Origin of the sequence: Caballeronia arationis (genome assembly GCF_001544975.2) — a bacterium.
Lineage (GTDB): Bacteria > Pseudomonadota > Gammaproteobacteria > Burkholderiales > Burkholderiaceae > Caballeronia > Caballeronia arationis.
The window spans coordinates 84,893-103,956 of sequence record NZ_FCOG02000003.1 but is presented as its reverse complement, the minus strand read 5'-3'; the positions used below and the strand labels follow the sequence as shown (position 1 = coordinate 103,956).

18 protein-coding genes and 1 pseudogene are annotated in these 19,064 nt (G+C 67.0%); 12 read left to right on the top strand and 7 right to left on the bottom strand.

Going from position 1 to position 19,064, the window contains the following annotated elements:
- Positions 1–95: 95 nt before the first annotated feature.
- From AWB81_RS02740 to AWB81_RS02725, 4 genes are all read left to right on the top strand, one after another.
- Complete coding sequence (locus tag AWB81_RS02740; RefSeq protein WP_062632361.1) at positions 96–1,298, top strand: ammonium transporter; 1,203 nt, start codon at positions 96–98, stop codon at positions 1,296–1,298.
- Positions 1,299–1,373: 75 nt separating this feature from the next.
- Complete coding sequence (locus AWB81_RS02735) at positions 1,374–1,652, top strand: hypothetical protein (RefSeq protein WP_062632360.1); 279 nt, start codon at positions 1,374–1,376, stop codon at positions 1,650–1,652.
- A 225-nt stretch (positions 1,653–1,877) separates the two neighbouring features.
- Positions 1,878–4,064 carry a hybrid sensor histidine kinase/response regulator family protein gene (locus tag AWB81_RS02730; protein ID WP_235025704.1) on the top strand — a complete coding sequence of 729 codons (2,187 nt, stop codon included), beginning with the start codon at positions 1,878–1,880 and terminating at the stop codon, positions 4,062–4,064.
- 379 nt (positions 4,065–4,443) lie between these two features.
- The gene (locus AWB81_RS02725; protein ID WP_374730467.1) at positions 4,444–4,731 is read left to right on the top strand and encodes a DUF6723 family protein; all 288 of its coding nucleotides are present in this window, start codon (positions 4,444–4,446) and stop codon (positions 4,729–4,731) included.
- A gap of 37 nt (positions 4,732–4,768) precedes the next feature.
- Here AWB81_RS02725 and motB read toward each other — a convergent pair whose 3' ends face one another.
- The 3 genes from motB to AWB81_RS02710 all read right to left on the bottom strand — a co-directional run bounded on the left by motB (position 4,769) and on the right by AWB81_RS02710 (position 7,176).
- Positions 4,769–5,734: a flagellar motor protein MotB gene (motB, locus tag AWB81_RS02720; protein ID WP_062632358.1), complete on the bottom strand. Its 966-nt coding sequence runs from the start codon at positions 5,732–5,734 to the stop codon at positions 4,769–4,771.
- A gap of 24 nt (positions 5,735–5,758) precedes the next feature.
- The gene (motA, locus tag AWB81_RS02715) at positions 5,759–6,628 is read right to left on the bottom strand and encodes a flagellar motor stator protein MotA (protein ID WP_062632357.1); all 870 of its coding nucleotides are present in this window, start codon (positions 6,626–6,628) and stop codon (positions 5,759–5,761) included.
- Positions 6,629–6,801: 173 nt separating this feature from the next.
- Positions 6,802–7,176, bottom strand: a complete 375-nt coding sequence (locus AWB81_RS02710) for a nuclear transport factor 2 family protein (RefSeq protein ID WP_062632356.1) — start codon at positions 7,174–7,176, stop codon at positions 6,802–6,804.
- A 150-nt stretch (positions 7,177–7,326) separates the two neighbouring features.
- Here AWB81_RS02710 and AWB81_RS02705 point away from each other — a divergent pair, with 150 nt between their 5' ends.
- Together AWB81_RS02705 and AWB81_RS02700 are read left to right on the top strand one after the other, a co-directional pair.
- Positions 7,327–8,151, top strand: coding sequence for a helix-turn-helix domain-containing protein (locus AWB81_RS02705; protein WP_062632472.1), 825 nt, complete (start codon positions 7,327–7,329; stop codon positions 8,149–8,151).
- 154 nt (positions 8,152–8,305) lie between these two features.
- Positions 8,306–8,578, top strand: coding sequence for a hypothetical protein (locus AWB81_RS02700; protein WP_062632355.1), 273 nt, complete (start codon positions 8,306–8,308; stop codon positions 8,576–8,578).
- A gap of 88 nt (positions 8,579–8,666) precedes the next feature.
- Here the strand turns inward: AWB81_RS02700 and AWB81_RS45610 are convergent, their stop codons facing one another.
- The 3 genes and pseudogenes from AWB81_RS45610 to AWB81_RS02690 all read right to left on the bottom strand — a co-directional run bounded on the left by AWB81_RS45610 (position 8,667) and on the right by AWB81_RS02690 (position 11,922).
- Positions 8,667–8,816, bottom strand: coding sequence for a hypothetical protein (locus AWB81_RS45610; RefSeq protein WP_159938813.1), 150 nt, complete (start codon positions 8,814–8,816; stop codon positions 8,667–8,669).
- A 237-nt stretch (positions 8,817–9,053) separates the two neighbouring features.
- A pseudogene (locus tag AWB81_RS02695) lies at positions 9,054–10,495 on the bottom strand (MFS transporter).
- A 125-nt stretch (positions 10,496–10,620) separates the two neighbouring features.
- On the bottom strand, positions 10,621–11,922 hold the full coding sequence (locus AWB81_RS02690; RefSeq protein WP_062632354.1) for an MFS transporter: 1,302 nt from the start codon (positions 11,920–11,922) through the stop codon (positions 10,621–10,623).
- A gap of 435 nt (positions 11,923–12,357) precedes the next feature.
- Between AWB81_RS02690 and AWB81_RS02685 the strand changes: the two genes are divergently transcribed.
- Positions 12,358–13,089 (top strand): response regulator transcription factor, encoded by a 732-nt coding sequence (locus AWB81_RS02685; RefSeq protein WP_062632353.1) that lies wholly within the window; start codon positions 12,358–12,360, stop codon positions 13,087–13,089.
- 64 nt (positions 13,090–13,153) lie between these two features.
- Here AWB81_RS02685 and AWB81_RS02680 read toward each other — a convergent pair whose 3' ends face one another.
- Complete coding sequence (locus AWB81_RS02680) at positions 13,154–14,059, bottom strand: dihydrodipicolinate synthase family protein (RefSeq protein ID WP_062632352.1); 906 nt, start codon at positions 14,057–14,059, stop codon at positions 13,154–13,156.
- Positions 14,060–14,245: 186 nt separating this feature from the next.
- Between AWB81_RS02680 and AWB81_RS02675 the strand changes: the two genes are divergently transcribed.
- The 5 genes from AWB81_RS02675 to AWB81_RS02655 all read left to right on the top strand — a co-directional run bounded on the left by AWB81_RS02675 (position 14,246) and on the right by AWB81_RS02655 (position 18,783).
- Positions 14,246–15,205 (top strand): 4-hydroxyproline epimerase, encoded by a 960-nt coding sequence (locus AWB81_RS02675; RefSeq protein WP_062632351.1) that lies wholly within the window; start codon positions 14,246–14,248, stop codon positions 15,203–15,205.
- Complete coding sequence (locus AWB81_RS02670; protein ID WP_062632350.1) at positions 15,202–16,329, top strand: NAD(P)/FAD-dependent oxidoreductase; 1,128 nt, start codon at positions 15,202–15,204, stop codon at positions 16,327–16,329. Before AWB81_RS02675 ends, AWB81_RS02670 begins: the two co-directional genes overlap by 4 nt.
- Positions 16,322–16,570 carry a (2Fe-2S)-binding protein gene (locus tag AWB81_RS02665; RefSeq protein ID WP_062632349.1) on the top strand — a complete coding sequence of 83 codons (249 nt, stop codon included), beginning with the start codon at positions 16,322–16,324 and terminating at the stop codon, positions 16,568–16,570. The genes AWB81_RS02670 and AWB81_RS02665 overlap by 8 nt, the downstream gene beginning before the upstream one ends.
- Positions 16,567–17,841 (top strand): FAD-dependent oxidoreductase, encoded by a 1,275-nt coding sequence (locus AWB81_RS02660; protein ID WP_062632348.1) that lies wholly within the window; start codon positions 16,567–16,569, stop codon positions 17,839–17,841. Before AWB81_RS02665 ends, AWB81_RS02660 begins: the two co-directional genes overlap by 4 nt.
- A gap of 213 nt (positions 17,842–18,054) precedes the next feature.
- Complete coding sequence (locus AWB81_RS02655) at positions 18,055–18,783, top strand: AraC family transcriptional regulator (protein WP_374730469.1); 729 nt, start codon at positions 18,055–18,057, stop codon at positions 18,781–18,783.
- The last annotated feature ends 281 nt before the right edge of the window (positions 18,784–19,064 follow it).

Genomic DNA, 19,064 nt, shown 5'->3' with positions numbered 1-19,064 from the left:
CGGCTCGCAGCCCCGTCCCGCACCGGATCGGCGCGTATGGCACCAACATTGGTCCGGAACTTGCAATTAGAGCCGCTTTTTTTGGCCCGTCGAATATGCAGGCACTTCAATCCGGAACCAACACCCTTTTCCTGCTGCTGGGCGCGGCGATGGTCTTTGCGATGCACGCCGGTTTCGCGTTCCTCGAACTCGGCACGGTGCGCAAGGAAAACCAGGTCAATGCGCTCGTCAAGATCCTGGTCGACTTCGCGGTCTCGACGCTCGCGTACTTCTTCATCGGCTACAACATCGCCTACGGCGTGCAGTTCCTGCATGGCGCCCACGTGCTCGCCGAGCACAACGGCTACGCGCTCGTACGCTTCTTCTTCCTCCTGACCTTCGCGGCCGCGATCCCGGCGATCGTCTCGGGCGGTATCGCCGAGCGCTCGAAGTTCAACCCGCAACTGTTCGCGACCTTCGTGATCGTCGGCTTCATCTATCCGCTCCTGGAAGGCGTCGCGTGGAACGAGCGTTTCGGCATCCAGGCGTGGCTCAGAAGCGCCTTCGATGCCCCGTTCCACGATTTCGCCGGATCGGTCGTCGTGCATGCGTTCGGCGGCTGGATCGCGCTGCCCGCCGTGCTCCTGCTCGGCGCGCGCCACGGCCGCTATCACAAGGACGGGCGGATCGCGGCGCATCCGCCGTCGAGCATTCCGTTTCTCGCGCTCGGCGCGTGGGTGCTGGCGGTCGGCTGGTTCGGCTTCAACGTGATGAGCGCGCAGAGCGTCGACAAAATCAGCGGCCTTGTCGCGGTCAACTCGCTGATGGCAATGGTCGGCGGCACACTTGCAGCCTGGGTCGCCGGACGCAACGATCCGGGCTTCACCTACAACGGGCCGCTCGCGGGACTCGTCGCGGTGTGCGCGGGCTCGGACATCATGCATCCGCTCGGCGCGCTGATCGTGGGCGGCGTGGCCGGCGCGCTGTTCGTGCAGATGTTCACCTGCGTGCAGAACCGCTGGCGCATCGACGACGTGCTCGGCGTCTGGCCGCTGCACGGCCTGTGCGGCGCGTGGGGCGGCATCGCGGCGGGCATCTTCGGCCAAAAGGCGCTCGGCGGCATGGGCGGGGTGTCGGTGTGGTCGCAACTGATCGGCACGGGCGGCGCGATTGCGCTCGCGCTTGCGGGTGGCGCGGCCGTCTATGGCGCGATCAAATATACCGTTGGCCTGCGCCTCGATCGCGAAGACGAGTTCAACGGCGCCGATCTGTCCGTCCATCGGATCTCGTCCACGCCCGAGCGCGAGATGGCGGGCTGAGCGGCACATCGCTTGCTGAAACGGTTGACGAAGCGGCGGCTCTCGACGCCGTCCGCTCGGACAACCGGAGGAAACATGAAACATGGCAAGAAACTGGTCGTATCGACGCTGCTCGCGCTGACGTGCGGGGTCGCAATGGCGCAGAACGGCGGCGGCAGCGCCGGCGGACAGGGCGGCACGGGCGGCGGCAATGCGCACGGTGCGGCGACGGCCGGACCGACCGCGGGCGGCGATCCGGCATCGGGAGCGATGAGCGGCCCGAGCAAAAAGACGCACAAGACGCCAGGAAAGGCGGCGACCGACACCACCAATTTCCCCGGCGCCAACGCCAGCAGCGACGCCAAGGGGCAATGACACGCTCCCTGCCCGAGTCCGCGGATGCGTGCATCCACGGCTCATCCACGGCCTTCTTCGGCCTATTGCATTGCATCGCACCATGACGGGCGGCTGAGCCCGGGCCGGTGTGCCGACGTCGATTGACGCAGTGCCTAACACTGCATGAGCGTAGCCATCCGGCAAGCTCCATGCCGAGGCCCGCGCGCCGGTATGATATCGACTCGACATTCCGAGGCCCGACGCTTGAACCCCACAGAGACTGCGACCTTCGACCTGCCGCTGCCTTCGCGCAATTTTGCCGAGACGCGCCGCGTGCTCTTGATCGTGCTGATCGGGTCGATCCTGATCCCGCTCGCGTGTCTCACGGCTTACGGTTATTACGACTACCAGCGGCGCCTAGCCAATGCCGACGAACTGGTGGAGCGCGTGGTGCGGGTCGCGAACGAACACGCCGTCAAGGTCATGGACCTGAACCAGCAGCTCCAGACGCGCATCGTCGACATGCTGGGCGAAAGCGACGACGCCAGCGTCTCGGCCCGCGAATCGGCGCTGCATCACACGCTCGACGACATCGGCGGGGGCTTTCCGCAGGTCGCGGCGATCTCCGTGTTCGGCGTGAACGGCGATCTGCTTGCGAACAGCCGCTATTACCCGGTGCCGCGCGTGTCGATCGCGGAACGCGACGATTTCCGCTCGGCCCGTGCGATGGCGCCCGTCACGTATTTCTCGCTGCCGCTGCGCGGCAAGGTCGCGCAGGCGGACGTCTTCACCTCGACGATGGGCCGCGTATCGCACGGCGGACAGTTTCTCGGCGTGGTGTCGATCGCGCTCAAGCGCGAATATTTCAGCGACTACTATCGTGAACTCGCCGCCGGCGACCCCGCTCTGACCATCGGCCTGTACCGGCGCGACGGCGGCATCATGGTGCGCTTTCCGCCCGAGCCGGCGGGTGCGCAGCCGGCGAGCAACACGCCGTTTACCAACGCGTTTCGCAACAACGAACTCTACGGCCGGATGCGCATGACCTCGACGGTCGACAGCGTCGAGAAGCTGCTCGCCTACCGGCGTGTCGCCGACTATCCGCTCTACGTCGCGGCGGGCTACGCGACCGATTCGATCTTCCAGAACTGGTGGCGCAATTGCCTCCTGGTCGGCGCGATCGCACTCGTGCCGTGCGTGGTCGTGTGGCTGCTCGTCGTGTTCTCGATCCGCCGCCTGAACGCCGAGCAGGCCGCGTGGGAACGCTGGCGGGCCGAAGTGGCGATCCGGCTTTCCATCGAGGCGTCGAGCCGCCAGTTGCGCCGCATGGGCGCGCTCGGCAATCTCGTCGCGAACGTCGCGCACGACTTCAACAACCTGCTGATGGTCGTGTCGTCGAACATGGAACTGGCGCGGCGCAAGAATTTCAACGACGTCGAAAGCGAAGTGCTGGCCGTCGAACGCGCGACCGCAGGCGCGGAATCGCTCGCGCGGCGGCTCATGAGCGTCGCGAGAAAGCAGCCGCTCAAGCAGGAACTCATCGATCCGGCCGTCTGGCTGCAGGGCATCGCCGAACTGGTGAAGACTTCGGTGCGGCCGAATATCCTGGTGTCGATCGAACTGTCGCCGGATCTGTGGACCGTGATGGCCGATCCGGTCGAACTCGAACTCGCGCTCGTGAACATCGTCGTCAATGCGAGCGAGGCGATGCCGCGCGGCGGACGCATTGTGATCCGCTGCCAGAACGTGCGCGTGAAAGCGGGGGAAACCGAACTGCCGAACGGCGAATACGTGCTTATCTCGATCTCGGACAACGGCGAAGGTATGAGCGATGACGTGCGCCAGCGCGCGTTCGAGCCGCTTTTCACGACCAAGGTGCGCGGCGCGGGCACGGGTCTCGGGCTCGTGCAGGTGCTCGCCGCGTGTGAGCAGGCGGGCGGCTCCGCGCGCATCACGAGCGTGCCGGGCGCGGGCACGACGGTGCGGCTCTATCTGCCGCACCATCATGCGCCGCATGTCGAGGAGCCGCCGCTGTCTGTCGCGGACGAGCAACTCGTGACTGCGCCCGCCGAGGAGCGCGGGCAGGAGTTGCGCGGGATATCCGTGCTGCTGGTCGAGGACAACGTGGACGTCGCGGCGGGCATCATGGCCGTGCTGGAAGTGTTCGGCTGCGCGGTGCATCACGAGGAAAACGCCGATGCCGCGTTCGACCTGCTCGGCCAGGGCTACGGATTCGATCTCGTGCTGTCGGACGTCCAGATGCCCGGGCGCATGAACGGCATCGACCTCGCGGAGCAGATCATCACGCGGCTGCCTTCGCAGAAAGTGGTACTGATGACCGGTTACGCCGACGAACTCGAACGCGCAAAGCACCTCGGCGTACCGATTCTGGCCAAGCCGTTCGATATGGACGACCTGCGCGAGCGACTCGCGCCCGGCGTCGCGCAGTAATTCAAGGGGCGGCTTCCGTCCCGTTTCCCATCTTCCTTGCAGGTCCGTTCCCGAGAGGGAACGGCGCATGCGTATTGCTTAGCCAGCAGGCCGGGCATCAGCACGCATCGGGCGTCGCAAGCACGTACACATGCATGCACCCCAGCGCCGCTGCGCCTTGCGCCGCGGGCATGTGCCTGTACGAAACGCGGCCTTTAGGCGTCGCAAAGTCGATGCGCTGACGCCCGTCGCTACTATGTAGTCTTGCTAAGAATGTCCAGTCCATTGCACTTCGTCTGGCCGCCGCGTGTAAAAGCGCGCGCGACGCTGGCAGAAAATGCAGGGCGCCCGTCCGAGGCGGGCATCTGGCAGGTGACTGTGTGAAACGAGGAGGCACGCAGTGAGAAAACCGAAACTGGCCTATTCGAAGGCGATGCGCAAGGCGGGGCCGCAGGTGGGACCGCCGACGGAGCAGGATTTCGAAATCTACGCGTCGTACCAGGTCAACGCGGCGGGACTGTACATCGGCACGCTGAAGGTGGTGCGCAAGACCGACGGCCGGCTGCTGTTTCCGTTCACGGGCGCGCCGGTCATCGGTCCGTTTCCTACTCGCCAGGAAGCGCGCACGGCGGCGGCGTCGTTCGGGAGCCGGATCGTCGCGGGGGATATCGACAATCCGGAAGCATGACGCAAGGCCCGGCACGCGGCGGGGCAGACTTCCATGCTCAGGACGACTTGCCTACCGCCGCCACTGGCATCACGCCGCCGGTCCCCGCCTTCGTCTCATCGACGGTCGTACGGCCGCCATCCCTGAAGAATGCCTGTTCCGCCGCCTTGTTGAGCACGAGGATGCTGATGCGCCGGTTGGTCGGCTCGTCGGCGACGTCCTTGTTGAGCGGCAGCACGTCGGCGAGGCCGCGCACCTGCAGCACCTTGCGTTCGCTCATGCCGCCCGCGACCAGCGCGCGGCGCGCGGCGTTCGCGCGCTCGCCCGACAGTTCCCAGTTCGAATAGCCGGCCTGGCCGCCGGAGTAGGGCACGGCATCGGTGTGGCCGGCGATCGACACGCGGTTGTCGACGTCGTTCAGCGATGCGCCGATCTGCGACAGAATCGTCGTCACGTAGCCTTCGAGGCGCGAGCTGCCGGAGGCGAACATCGGCCGCTTCAGCGAATCGACGATCTCGATGCGCAGGCCTTCGCTCGTGATCGCGATGCGGATCTGGTCCTTGAACGCCCGCAGCGCCGGCGTGTTCTCGATGAGCGCGGTGAGCTTCTGCTTCAGTTGCTGCAGGCGCTGCGAGTCGTCGGCGGCGACGGCAGCGCGCGCGATCGACTGCGGCACCGGCTGCGTCTGGCTCTTGTTGGCTTCGCCCGGACGCGAGCTCGACAGGTCGCGCCCGCCGCCTTCGATCACGCTCGTATGCGCGGCGCCGCTGCCGTCCTTGCCGCCGAACACGGCGGCAAGCGGCGTGTTGAAGTACTCCTCGATGCCCTGCTTGTCGTATTTCGACGTCGAGCCGAGCAGCCACATCAACAGGAAGAACGCCATCATCGCCGTGACGAAGTCGGCGTAGGCGATCTTCCATGCGCCGCCATGATGGCCGCCGTGGCCGCCCTTCTTCTTGCGGCGCACGACGACGGTCGGCGCGAGCACGGATTGCAGCGGGTCGCGTGAAGGTTTCTCAGCCATGATCTCGTTCGTTCGCTGCGAAAATTAGGCCGACTTCGGCATCTTGGTGGCGCGCACGGCGTCGTCGAGTTCCTTGAAGCTCGGGCGGTCGGCGGTGAAGAGCACCTTGCGGCCGAACTCGACGGCGAGCGTCGGCGCATAGCCGTTCATGGAGGCAAGCAGCACGGACTTGACGCACTGATACGGCTTGGCTTCGGCCTGGCCCTTGGCGTTGAGCAGGTCCGCGAGCGGGCCGATGAAGCCGTACGCGAGCAGAATGCCGAGGAAGGTGCCGACGAGCGCGCCGGCGATCATCTCGCCGAGCACGGCGGGCGCGGCACCGACCGAACCCATCGTGTGCACGACGCCCATCACCGCCGCAACGATGCCGAACGCGGGCAGGCCGTCGGCCATCTTCTGAATCGCGTTCGCGGCCACCGAAGCTTCGGTGTGGTGCGTTTCGAGCTCTTCGTCCATCAGGTCCTGCATTTCGAGCGCGTTCACATTGCCGCTCGACATCATGCGCAGATAGTCGACGATGAAGTCGAGCAGGTGATGGTCCTTCATCACGTCGTCGTACTTCTGAAAGAGCGGGCTGGATTCGGGCGCGTCGACGTCTGCTTCGAGCGCCATCATCCCTTCCTTGCGCGCTTTCTGAAGCAGTTCGTAGAGCAGCGCGATCAGCGCGAGATATTTCTCCTTCGTATAAGCGCCGCTCTTAAAGATGCTCGGCAATGCCTTGAGCGTCTTCTTCAGAGTGGCGGTCGGATTCGACACGACGAACGCGCCGAGCGCCGCGCCGAAAATGCACAGCAACTCGAACGGCTGCACGAGCGCGCCCAGATGCCCGCCGACGCCGACAAAACTTCCGATCACCGAGCCGATGACCACCACCCATCCGATTACGACAAACATTGATTTCTCCGCGAGAGTCCGGGGCTTTGCGCGCGGCGCCGGCATTTTCGGGCCTGCAACGCGCGCAAAGTCGTCTTCGGTCTTAACGGCTTCGTTAATCGGAGATTTAGGGCAGCAGAGAATAAAGTTTCCGGCGAACGTTTGCGAGGTAATTTTTACGGCGTCGCGCCGCGTCAGCCGGGCACTTCGTCGAGGAAGCCCGTGATCGAAACGATGCGTTCGCTCTCGTCGAGCGTGCCGAAATCGGTGCCTTTCACGATGGCCTGGCCCTGCGGCGTGCGCAATTCCCAGCTGAAACGCAGATGGTTCGCGAAGCCGTCGACATCGGTCGTGCGCCGGAAGGTGTGGGCCGGAAAGCGCTCGTGAACGGCGCGAATCATCGTGTCGATGCCGGCGTGGCCGTCGCCGCGCAAAAGCGGATCGCGATACGTCGCGTGCTCCGCATAGCTCGCGCGAATCAGCGTGGCGCGCCGTTCGGCGTCGGTTTCGTTCCATGCGTCGAAGTAGCGGTCGATCAGGGCATCGCGGGAAGGGGACTGGGTGTTCATGGTGCCTCCATTGGCGGGTTGTTGAGTCCGGCGCGGCAGCGGATGCGTGGTGGCTTGCCGCGTGACGGAACTATCGGAGACGCGCGAGCGTGTGTCGATTACGCGGGAGGCAATGGAAAGCCCACGTTGCCTTCGACTATGATCGCCCTCATGAACTCGACCCTTGCCCACGCCGCGCCGCTCCAGCCCGTCGGCGCATTGCTGCGTGAATGGCGGCAGCGCAGAAGACTGAGCCAGCTCGACCTCGCGGGCGACGCGCAGGTCTCCACGCGCCATCTGAGCTTCGTCGAATCGGGCCGTTCCGTGCCGAGCCGGGAGATGCTGATGCGCCTCGCCGAACAACTCGACGTGCCGCTGCGCGAGCGCAATACGCTCTTCGTCGCGGCGGGTTATGCGCCGCTGTATCGCGAGCGCAATCTCGCCGATCCGCAACTGTCCGCGGCGCGGCGGGCAGTGGACCTGGTGCTGAAGGGGCACGAGCCGTATCCGGCGCTGGCGGTCGATCGCCACTGGACGATGGTCGCCGCCAACGCCGCGGTGGCGCCGCTCGTCGCGCTCGCCGATCCGGCGCTGCTGGAAGGGCCCGTGAACGTGCTGCGGCTGTCGCTGCATCCGAAGGGACTCGCAAACGCGATCGTCAACTGGCACGAGTGGCGCGCGCATCTGCTCGCGCGCGTGCGGCGGCAGGTCGACGTTTCCGGCGATCCGGTGCTCGCCGATTTGCTGGGCGAACTGGAGTCGTATCCGGCGCCGCTTCAGGCGGGCGCGGGGTTTGCTCACAGTCCGAATGGCGAGATCGATGCGGTCGTCGTGCCGTTCAGGCTGCGCACGGCAACGGGCGTGCTGTCGTTCTTCAGCACGACGACCGTGTTCGGCACGCCCGTCGACATCACGTTGTCCGAACTGGCGATCGAGGCATTTTTTCCGGCCGACGCCGGGACCGCCGCCGCCTTGCGCGAGGCGGCGTCTGCGTGACGGCCGGCGCGGGCAAAATTGAACCTCCGGCCGGGCCGCCGATCAATGAAACAGGGTCGCATACGGCGGGCGTCGTTCGCGAAGGCGCCGAATCGCGCCTGAAGCACGGCCCGGCGAACCATCCAACGAAGCATCAGACAAGGGCGAGAAAGCGATGATCCATACCTTCGAGCAAACCATCGGCGGACAGCGGATGGAGTTCTGCGCCAGCATCGCCGAGGGCGGCGGGCCGCAGCGCGTGATCATCAGCCGCGCGGATTCGGCCGAGTCGCTCGTGATCGTCGACGCGACCGGCATCATCGGTGCGATCAAGGCGGAGGTGGAGGCGCCCGAGAGCTTCGTCGCCGATGCGGTGCGCAAGGCGCAGCAGGAAGCGCTGATCGAGCGCGCGCTCGAAACTGGCGAGGTCCAGACCACGAGTCTGTAGGTTTTCGGGCTCTGGCGGCTGACCGCTACGACGGCGCCCGCCCGCGGTTTTGCGGCGCGGGCGCTTTTGCGTGAACAGCGCGGCGCGCCTATATCCGGGCTGAAGCGCCGGGCGTGAACAGCAAGATGGAATCGGGACCGTCGGGCAGGTCGGGATCGTCCGGATTCGGCGATGCATCGGGGTCGAGCAACTCGTCCGGATCGGGATCGAGCGGCGTGTATTCGGGCGGCGTGGACATGTTGGCTTTCCTCAAGCGGCCTGCGGATCGCGTGTTTGCACGAAAGGCGCTCGCCTGACGCTGCAAAGGGCGTTCCCGCAGATGATGATCGGGATGGGGAGTGTCGGCGACCTCGTGGGCCTGCCGCGCTCAGGGCCTTCGCGCCGAAGCAGATTCGTCGGCGCTTTCGCATCGACTGTACGCCCGGTTCGGCATTCCCGAAGCGATCTGCCTGTACCTGTTGCGCAGGCGGTACGTTTACGCCCTCGGCGCCTGTCCCGCCATGCCTTTCGCCGCCAGCTGCGCGGCGTTGCGCACCCTGCGCGCCGTCAGCGCGCCGCAGATCAGGAGCGCTACCGAAATCCCTGCCGACCACTTCACGCCCGCGACGATGCTCGCTGTCTGGCTTCCGCCCGTGGCGTGACCCGCGAGCGCGCCGAACGCCGCGACGCCGATCGCCCCCGCTGCTTGGCGCGCCGTGTTGAGCACTGCGGACGCCGTCCCCGCGCGCTCCTGAGCGACCGTGCCGAGGATGGCCGTCGTCATCGCGGGCACGGCGAGGCCCATGCCGGTCGGGATCAGCAGGAACGGCAACAGCAGTGCGGCGGTCGACGTCGATGCACCGACGAACATGAGCGCCGCGAAACCGGCCGCATCGATCAGCGCACCGGCGATCATCGGCCCGCGCGAGCCGAAACGCGCGACCACCGGTCCGCTCGCCAGGTTCGACAGCAGGAAGCCGCCTGTCAGCGGCAGGAACGCGAGTCCCGTCTGCAAGGGCGTGTGGCCGAGTACGCGCTGCAAATACAGGCTCAGCACGAAGACCATCCCGTAGTACGTCAGGTTGGCGAACCCGCCGAACACCACTGCCGCGCTGAACGTGCGGTCCGCGAAGAGCGAGAGCGGCAGCATCGGCGCGGCGCTCTGCCTTTCGACGGCGACAAAGGCAGCGCACGCGGCAATCGCGAGCGCGATCCCGCCGAGCACGAGCGGATGCGCGATGCCGAGCGGCCGCAGTTCGATCATCGCGCCGACGAACGCCGTCAGCGCGACGATCGCGAGCGCCTGGCCGGGCAGGTCGACGCCGCTTGCCTGCGCCGGGCGCGGGGTGTCGTCGACCCAGGCGAAGGTCGCGACGATACCAATGACGCACAGCGGCAGGTGACCCAGAAAATCCCGCGCCAGCCGAACGCCGCGATCAGCATTCCGCCGACGATCGGGCCCGCGGCGATCGACACCGCCCCCGCCGCCGTCCACAGTCCGACCGCGTGCGCGCGCAGGCGCCGGTCGTCGCCGCACGACTGGTTCAGGAGCGCGAGGGAGTTCGGCAGCATCGCCGCCGCGCCGACGCCCTGCAAGGCGCGCGCGGCGACGAGCTGCGGCGCGTCGGCCGCGAACGCGCAGCCGAGCGACGCCAGCGCGAAGAGCGCGAGGCCCGCGACGAACAGACGCCGCGCGCCGAAGCGGTCGCCGAGCACGCCCGCCGAGAGCATCAACGCGGCGAACGCGAGGGCGTAGGCGTCGACGGTCCATTGCAGGCTCGCGAGGCTCGCGTTCAGGTCGTGGGCGATGCTCGCGAGCGCGACGTTGACGATCGACACATCGAGTTGCGAGACGACGAAGCCGACGCTCGTCGTGCCGACGATCAGCAAGTGTCGCGCGTCGAGGCCGGAGGAAGGGGAGGTGGGGTTCGAGTTCATGCGGACATCGTAGGCGCGTCGCGCACACGATGTTTCGGGGTGGCGTGAAACGTGGCCGCAGCGTCGAAGGCAAAAAAAGCGCGCCCGAAGGCGCGCCTTGCAGCGAAACCGGCAATGCCGCGTCTTCAGCGTTTTTCCGGCGCGTGACGGATGAAAAGCGTCGTCAGCGCGCCGACGACGCACAGCGCCGCCACGTACAGCGCGGGCGCCATCGGATTGGATTTCATCATCAGCGAGACGACGATCGGCGTGAGGCCGCCGAAAATCGCGTAGGCCACGTTGTACGAGAACGAAATTCCCGAAAAACGCACGACGGCCGGGAACGACTTGACCATCACGAACGGAATCGCGCCGATCACGCCGACGGTGAAGCCGGTGAACGCGTACCACGGCACGAGCACGGACGTATCCACGGCCAGTTGCTGGAACAGCGTGTAGTACGAGATCGCGAGCGCAATGCCGCCGACGAAGATCGTCTTGCCCGCGCCGATCCGCCCGGCGATCGCGCCCGCCAGCACGCAGCCTATCGTCAGGCAAAGCGTCGCGACGCAGTTCGCGATCAGCGCGGTCGCCGCGGGGATGTGGAACTGCTTCTGCAAAAGCGTCGGCGTCATCAGGATCACGACGACGATCGCGGCGGACAGCATCCACGTGAGCAGCATCGAGACGATCACGGCGCGGCCGTGGTCGCGCAGCACGGCCTTCAACGGAATCTCGGCCGCAAGCGACTTGCGCTTCTGCAGTTCGGCGAACACCGGCGTTTCATGCAGCCAGCGGCGCAGATAAACCGAGAACAATCCGAAGACGCCGCCGAGCAGGAACGGAACGCGCCAGGCGTAATCCGCGACTTCAGCCGGCGCGAAGTTCCGGTTGACGGCCGCCGCGATCAGCGAGCCGAGCAGGATGCCGGCCGTGAGACCCGCGGTGAGCGTGCCGCACGCGTAGCCGATGTGCCGCGACGGCACGTGTTCGGACACGAACACCCACGCGCCCGGGACCTCGCCGCCGACCGCCGCGCCCTGCATCACGCGGAACAGGAGCAGCAGCACCGGCGCCATCAGGCCAATCGACGCGTAGGTGGGAAGGAGGCCCATCAGGAGCGTCGGAACGGACATCAGCAGCACGGAAAGCGTGAACATGCGCTTGCGGCCGAGCAGGTCGCCGAAGTGCGCCATGATGATCCCGCCGAGCGGCCGCGCGAGATAGCCGGCCGCGAAAATGCCGAATGTCTGCAACTGGCGCAGCCAGTCCGGAATCGTCGCGGGGAAGAACAACTGGCCGATCACCGGCGCGAAGAACACGAAGATGATGAAGTCGTAGAACTCGAGCGCGCCGCCGAGTGCCGCGAGCGACAGGGTTTTATAGTCGCCGCGCGTGAGTGCGCGGCCAGCGGCGGGGGCGGCGCCCTTGAGTGGTGTTGCTTGCATCGATGAAAGAAGTCGGTAAATGGAAAAGCCGCGCGCACGGGGTTCGAAGGGTTGGGAGCGCGCAGGACGAGGCATCGCCCGACTGCGGAAAAGTTGCGCCGGATCAGCGCGAAAACCGCGGCCGCACGGCGCGGCTCAGAGCCGCGGCGCAGCCTGCTTTTACGATCTGCGGGTGGCAGCGCGAAAGCGGGAACTTTTTGCCAAACGCGGGATGTTACAGGATGCCGCGCGACGCACTGCCGAATGCGCCCTCTAGTTGAATCATTGTGTAAAAAAATAAGACTTATCCAATGTGACACGCCCAGGCCCTTCTTCAGAATCCGGCGTCTGTACTGGCTTTTGCGAAGCGACTGCTTCCGGAGCCAAGGCGAACCAAGCTCCGGCAGCCCCGGACCCCTTGTCGCCGCATTTTCCGACTCACCGGGCCCGACTTTCATGCGTGTCGCCGTTCTTCAAACCGATCCCACCCACCGTCTGCTGCTTGGCGAACTCGTCAAGCGGCTCGGCCATACCTGCGTCGTCTATGGCGATGGCCTCGTGCTCTCGAAAGCATTGTCGCGCTCGACCGTCGACATGCTGATCCTCGACTGGCATTCCACCGGCCTCTGCGGCCTCGACCTGCTGAAGTCGGTGCGTGCAAGCTTCGGCGAGCGCGTCCCGGTGTTGTTCGTCACCGCCGACGGCGCCGAGCACAACATCGTGCGCGCGCTAACGGCCGGCGCCGACGACTTCCTCGCCCACCCGGTGCGCGCCGCCGAATTCGGCGCACGCGTCGAGGCGCTTTTCCGGCGCGCGTATCCGTCGCAGACGTCCGCGGGCCTCGACGTCGGCTGCTATCACTTCGACGCGCGCCAGCAGAGCGTCACCGTGCGCGGCAAGCCGGTGCAACTGAGCGGCACGCAATTCCGGCTCGCGATGCTGTTCTTCTCGAACGTGGGGCGCGTGCTGTCGCGCGATCACATCTTCGCGATGGTCTGGGGGCGCGAGTTCCGCGAAACCACGCGTACCATCGACAGCCACGTGTCGCGCCTGCGCCTTGCACTGGACATCGAGCCAATCAATCACTTCCGGCTGCAGCCTGTCTACAAGAGCGGATACCGGCTGCTTCATCTCTACGGGGACGAAGCGGAACAACTCGAGCGTGAATCGCCGGGGGTCGCTGCCTGACGACTCCAACGAAAAATGCCGCCGCAAGACGGCATTTTTTTCGTCCGTACGCCTCGCGTATGCGTTACAGGGAAGGCAGCGCGGGCCGCGTTTCGATCGAGCGGCGGATCAGCGCTTCGACTTGCCGGCGCTCCTCGCCCGCGAGCGGCAGGCGCGGCGGCCGGACCGGCTCGGTGCCGAGCCCGACGATCGCTTCGGCAAGCTTGATGTTCTGCACGAGCTTGTGCGAAACGTCGAGCGCGAGCATCGGCGCGAACCAGCGGTAGATCGTCCGCGCTTCCTCGATGCGCCCGACGCGCAGCAGCCGGTAGATCGCCACGGTCTCGTGCGGAAATGCGCACACGAGTCCGGCAACCCAGCCATGCGCGCCCATCAGGATGGCTTCCATCGCGAGGTTGTCGACGCCGCAGAAGAGCGCGTAGCGGTCGCCGGTCTCGTTGATGAGATCGGTGATGCGGCGCACGTCGCCCGACGATTCCTTGATCGCGGCGAATTTCTTGTCTTCGGCGAGTTCGGCGAACATCTGCGGCGTCACGTCGACGCCATACGCGAGCGGATTGTTGTAGACCATGATCGGCAGCGGGCTCGCGTCGGCGACCATGCGGAAGTGGTTCAGCGTCTCGCGGCGGTCCGACAGGTAACGCAGGCCCGGCAGCACCATGTAGCCGGCCGCGCCGTGACTGGCCGCGCGCTCGGCCTGCCGGCAGCCGTCGAGCGTGCTGTTTTCCGCAATCGTCAGGAGGACCGGCACGCGGCCGCGCGACGCGTCCACGGCGATGTCGAGCACATCGAGCTTTTCGTCGAGCGACAGAGTAGACGCCTCGCCGAGCGATCCGCCCACGATGATGCCGTCGACGCCCGCGTCGATCTGCGCTTCGATATTCTTCTCCGTCCAACTGCGGTCTATGCTGAAATCCGCGTTGAACTTGGTGGTGACGGCGGGAATCACGCCTTCCCAGATATGCGCCACGGCGGCTCTCCTCGAGTGAATGTAGCCGCCAGTTTAGGCAGCGAAAATGGACGCGTCTTGCGCAAATCAAGCGTCTCGCGTGCCGATTTCGGCATAGTCCTGGAAACGCCCCGCTGTGCCGAAATCGTCACGAAAACCGGGTAGCTGCGCCAAGACGCGCCGCCGCCGCGTTTCTACGATAGCAGCATGAAAACACTCGACATCATCGATTCGCACACGGGCGGTGAGCCTACCCGCCTCATCGTGTCGGGCGGGCCAGATCTGGGGCGCGGCTCGCTCAGGGAAAGGCTCGACGTCTTTCGCACGCAATTCGACGGCTGGCGCGCGGGCATCGTCACGGAGCCGCGCGGCTCGGACGTGGTGGTCGGCGCGCTGCTGTGCGAACCGGACGATCCGGCGAGCACGGCCGCGGTCATCTTCTTCAACAACGTCGGCTATCTCGGCATGTGCGGGCACGGCACGATCGGGCTCGTCGTCTCGCTCGCGCATCTGGGCCGGATCGCGCCGGGGCCGCACCGGATCGAGACGCCGGTCGGCATCGTCGAGGCGACGCTCAACGAGAACGGCAGCGTCAGCGTGCGCAACGTGCCGGCGTACCGGCACCGGCAGGCGGTGAAGGTCGATGTGCCGGGCCACGGCGCGCTCACGGGCGATGTCGCGTGGGGCGGCAACTGGTTCTTTCTCGTCGCGGACCACGGGCGTGAACTCGTGCCGGCGAACATCGCCGGCCTGACGGCTTTCACCGACGCGATCCGCGACGCGCTCGCCGCGCAGAACGTCACGGGCGCCGACGGCGCATATATCGACCACATCGAACTGTTCGCGGATTCGCCGCGCGCGGGGCTCGACAGCCGCAGCTTCGTGCTATGCCCGGGCAGCGCCTACGATCGCTCGCCGTGCGGGACCGGCACGAGCGCGAAGGTGGCGTGCCTCGCTGCCGACGGCCTGCTGGCGCCGGGCGAAGTCTGGCGGCAGGAGAGCGTGATCGGCAGCGTGTTCGAGGCGAGTTACCAGCCGGGCGACGCCGGGATCATCCCGACGATCACCGGCCACGCCCACATCATGGGCGAAGGGCGTCTCTGCTTCGATCCCGCCGATCCGTTCGCGTGGGGCATTCCCGCCGTTCCCGCGAACGCGATCCGATGAGCGCGGATGTCATCGTCGTCGGGGCGGGGATTGTCGGCGCGGCGTGCGCGGCGGAACTGGCGGCGCACGGTCTCGCGGTCGAGGTGCTGGAGTCGCGCGGAATCGGCGGCGGGGCGACGGCGGCGGGCATGGGCCACATCGTGGTGATGAACGATTCGGCACCCGAATTCGCGCTCGCGCGTCATTCGCGCGAACTCTGGCTCGATCTCGCGCCGCAACTGCGCGCCTGCGATGCCTTCGCGCGCTGCGGCACGCTGTGGGTCGCGGAGGACGACGAGGAGATGGCCGCCGCCCGCGACATGCGTGAGGCGTTCGCGGCGCACGGCGTGCGCGCGGAAATGCTCGATACGCAGGCATTGCGGACGAGCGAACCTGCGCTGCATCACCGGTTTGCGGGCGGCCTGCTGGTCGGGGACGACTCCATCGTCTATGCGCCGCGCGCCGCCGAATGGCTGCTGACGCAGTCGCCTCATGCCTCGCGCATCCGCGTGTCGACGGGTTGCAGCGCGGCGAAAATCGGGCGCGGACGCGTCACGCTCGCGAATGGCGAGGCGCGCACGGCGGCGCATGTCGTCGTCGCGAACGGGCTGGCCGCGCGCGATCTGCTGCCGGGCGTGCCGCTCGCCGCGAAAAAGGGACATCTGCTGATAACCGACCGCTATCCCGGCCTGATCCGTCATCAACTGCTCGAACTCGGCTATATCAAGAGCGCGCATCACGCGACCGGGACCTCGGTCGCGTTCAACGCGCAGCCGCGGCCGACCGGCCAATTGCTGATCGGATCGTCGCGGCAGTTCGACACGCTCGATCCCGCTGTCGAATCGGACGTACTCGCCGCGATGCTCGCGCGGGCGGCGCGTTATCTGCCGAACTTGCCGGCGCTCAGCGCGATTCGCGCGTGGACCGGGTTTCGGGCAGCGTCTCCGGACGGCTTGCCGCTGATCGGCGCCGCGCACGACGTCGACGATGGCATCTGGCTCGCCGCCGGCCACGAAGGGCTCGGCGTGACGACTTCGCTCGGCACGGCGAAACTGCTCGCGGCGCAGATGCTGAACCACGCCTGCCCGCTCGATCCTGCTGCGTTCGCGCCGCGCCGCTTTTCGACAGAGCACGCGCATGACTGACACCGTGACCGTCACGATCGACGGGGAAGCGCTCAGCGTTCCGGCGTTCACGACCGTCGCCGCGGCGCTGGCGATGCACGGCGCGCTCGCGACGCGGCTTTCGGTGACGGGCGAGCCGCGCGGCCCGCTGTGCGGCATGGGCGTGTGTCAGGAATGCCGCGTGAGCATCGACGGACGCCCGCACGTGCTCGCCTGCCAGGCGCTTTGCCGCGACGGCCTCGCGATCGGGACCGTGCGATGAAGGTCGAACGCTACGACATTGCGATCATCGGCGCGGGGCCGGCGGGCTTGCGTGCCGCGCAAGTGGCCGCGGGCGAGGGCGCGCGCGTCGCGCTGATCGACGACAATCCGCGCCCCGGCGGACAGATCTGGCGGCAGGGCCCGGGCGTCGTGCCGCAGCCCCCGCTCGCGCTTTGGCTCGCCGACACCGCGCCGCGCCCGAACCTCGACGTGATGCAGGGCGCAAAGGTCATCGCGGCGATCGGCGCGAACCGGCTGCTGCTCGAATGCGCCGACCGACCCGCCTGCATCGAATCCACGCACCTGCTGCTCGCGACCGGCGCCCGCGAACGCCTCTTGCCCTTCGACGGCTGGACGCTGCCCGGCGTCACCGGCGCGGGCGGCTTGCAGGCGCTGATCAAGGGCGGCATGCCGGTCGCGGGCGAGCGCATCGTGATCGCGGGCAGCGGACCGTTGCTGCTCGCGGCGGCATCGACGGCGGCGCGGCGCGGCGCTGACGTGCGCGCGGTCGTCGAGCAGGCGGGCGCGGCCCGGGTGCTGCGCTTCGCCGCAACGCTCGCACTCACGCCGGCGAAGCTGGCGCAGGCGGTTGCGCTGATGCGCACGATCCGCAGGTCGCGCTACCGGACGGGCGCCGTTGTCGTGAAGGCGCATGGCGCAAAGCGCGTCGAAGCGGTGAGGATCCGCGCCGCTGGGCGCGAGCGGTCGATCGAAACGGACCGCGTCGCGTGCGGCTACGGGCTCGTGCCGAACGTTGCGCTCGCGCAGGCGCTCGGTTGCACGCTCGATTCGCACGGCGCGATTCGCGTCGACGACTCGCAGCGCACGTCGGTGCGAGGCGTGCTGGCCGCGGGCGAATGCACGGGCGTCGGCGGGATGGAACTCGCAAGCGTCGAAGGCGCGCTCGCGGCTTACGCGGCGCTTGGCATCGACGATGCGCGCGTCGCGACCGAACGTCGCTCACGCGAGCGCTGGCGGCGCTTTGCCGCACGTGTTGCCGCCGCGTTCGAATTGGGCGAAGAGGCGCGCCGGCTGCCTTCGCCCGACACGCTGATCTGCCGCTGCGAGGACGTGAGCATCGGCTCCGTCTCGACGCATGCGAACTGGCGCGACGCGAAGCTGCACACGCGCTGCGGCATGGGCCCGTGCCAGGGCCGCGTGTGCGGCGCGGCGGCTTCGACCTATTTCGGGTGGAACGTAGAGGCGCCGCGCGAGCCGTTCAGCCCGGCGCGCATCGACACACTGATCGCAGCCGGCGACATCGGCCCATAGAGCGGTCAAGTACTCACTTTTGAATGCCGCCGCGCGCCCTATAATCGAGCGCAGCCATGCCGCGCGACGACCGGCCGCGCGCATCCGTCCATGACAGGCAAAGTCGACCACGACGCGAGCGATACGCGCATGACCATCACGATGGACCGCCCCGCCGACGAACTCGGTACTGCCGCATTGCGCGCGAGCGCGGGCGGATCGACGCTCAACGCGATGCTCGGGCACTTCATGCTGCTCGAACCGGTCTTCGACGCCATGCCCGACGTCGTGTTCTTCGTGAAGGACGAGGAAGCGCGCTATGCGATGGTCAATCGCACGCTTGCACGGCGCTGCGGCCAGAAGGACAAGCGCGCGCTCATCGGCAAGACGGCCGAAGACGTGTTTCCGCGCCGCTTCGGGCGGATCTATACCGCGCAGGACAAGGCGATCATCGCGCAGGGCAATCAACTGATCGATCAGCTCGAACTGCATCTCTATGCCGGACGCGAGCCCGGCTGGTGCATGACCTGCAAGCAGCCGCTGCACGATGCGTCGGGCAAGGTGGTCGGCCTCGCGGGCATCTCGCGCGACCTGCAGGCGGCCGAAGGCACGCATCCCGCGTACAGCCGGCTCGCCGCCGTCGTGCAGCACATCCAGGAAAACTTCGTGCAGCCGCTCACGATGCGCGAACTGGCCTCGATGGCGAACATGTCGATCGCGCAACTCGAACGATATTTCCACAAGGTCTTTCACCTCACGCCGCGCCAGGTGCTGCTCAAGACGCGCCTCGACGCCGCCACTGCGCTGCTCGTCACCCACGACAAGGTCACCGATGTCGCCGCGCTGTGCGGTTACACCGACCACAGTGCATTCACGCGCCAGTTCAAGGCGACTGTCGGCATTACGCCGACCGAATATCGCGCGCTCCTGCACGCCGGCGCGGTGCCCGAAAAGTCTGACTAGAAAGCGGGCACGATCAATGGAGGATTTACACGGTCGTGCTTATCGCTGGAGGCGGGCAGTAGGCGCGCATGCCGCCGCGAGCCGCCCCGAAAGGGCCTGGCGGGTGCTGCAAGGCTCCGGCCTGCTTTTTGCTCAATCGGGTGCGGACGGGACCGGCGGCGAGTCGCGCTGCCGTTTCCTCCAGGCACCGCGCGCGTTCCGCACCGGACAAGCGTGGCCCACCAACCGATCAACAACGGTGCTGTCGGAATCCATGTCGCGACCCTGAAGCGAACAGGCTT

Bases quoted from the DNA above. Each gene is read 5' to 3' on its own strand.
- AWB81_RS02740 (WP_062632361.1), top strand. From the start codon at position 96: ATGCAGGCACTTCAATCCGGAACCAACACCCTTTTCCTGCTGCTGGGC.
- AWB81_RS02735 (WP_062632360.1), top strand. From the start codon at position 1,374: ATGAAACATGGCAAGAAACTGGTCGTATCGACGCTGCTCGCGCTGACG.
- motB (WP_062632358.1), bottom strand. From the start codon at position 5,734: ATGGCTGAGAAACCTTCACGCGACCCGCTGCAATCCGTGCTCGCGCCG.
- motA (WP_062632357.1), bottom strand. From the start codon at position 6,628: ATGTTTGTCGTAATCGGATGGGTGGTGGTCATCGGCTCGGTGATCGGA.
- AWB81_RS02710 (WP_062632356.1), bottom strand. From the start codon at position 7,176: ATGAACACCCAGTCCCCTTCCCGCGATGCCCTGATCGACCGCTACTTC.
- AWB81_RS02705 (WP_062632472.1), top strand. From the start codon at position 7,327: ATGAACTCGACCCTTGCCCACGCCGCGCCGCTCCAGCCCGTCGGCGCA.
- AWB81_RS02700 (WP_062632355.1), top strand. From the start codon at position 8,306: ATGATCCATACCTTCGAGCAAACCATCGGCGGACAGCGGATGGAGTTC.
- AWB81_RS45610 (WP_159938813.1), bottom strand. From the start codon at position 8,816: ATGTCCACGCCGCCCGAATACACGCCGCTCGATCCCGATCCGGACGAG.
- AWB81_RS02690 (WP_062632354.1), bottom strand. From the start codon at position 11,922: ATGCAAGCAACACCACTCAAGGGCGCCGCCCCCGCCGCTGGCCGCGCA.
- AWB81_RS02685 (WP_062632353.1), top strand. From the start codon at position 12,358: ATGCGTGTCGCCGTTCTTCAAACCGATCCCACCCACCGTCTGCTGCTT.
- AWB81_RS02675 (WP_062632351.1), top strand. From the start codon at position 14,246: ATGAAAACACTCGACATCATCGATTCGCACACGGGCGGTGAGCCTACC.
- AWB81_RS02670 (WP_062632350.1), top strand. From the start codon at position 15,202: ATGAGCGCGGATGTCATCGTCGTCGGGGCGGGGATTGTCGGCGCGGCG.
- AWB81_RS02665 (WP_062632349.1), top strand. From the start codon at position 16,322: ATGACTGACACCGTGACCGTCACGATCGACGGGGAAGCGCTCAGCGTT.
- AWB81_RS02660 (WP_062632348.1), top strand. From the start codon at position 16,567: ATGAAGGTCGAACGCTACGACATTGCGATCATCGGCGCGGGGCCGGCG.
- AWB81_RS02655 (WP_374730469.1), top strand. From the start codon at position 18,055: ATGCTCGGGCACTTCATGCTGCTCGAACCGGTCTTCGACGCCATGCCC.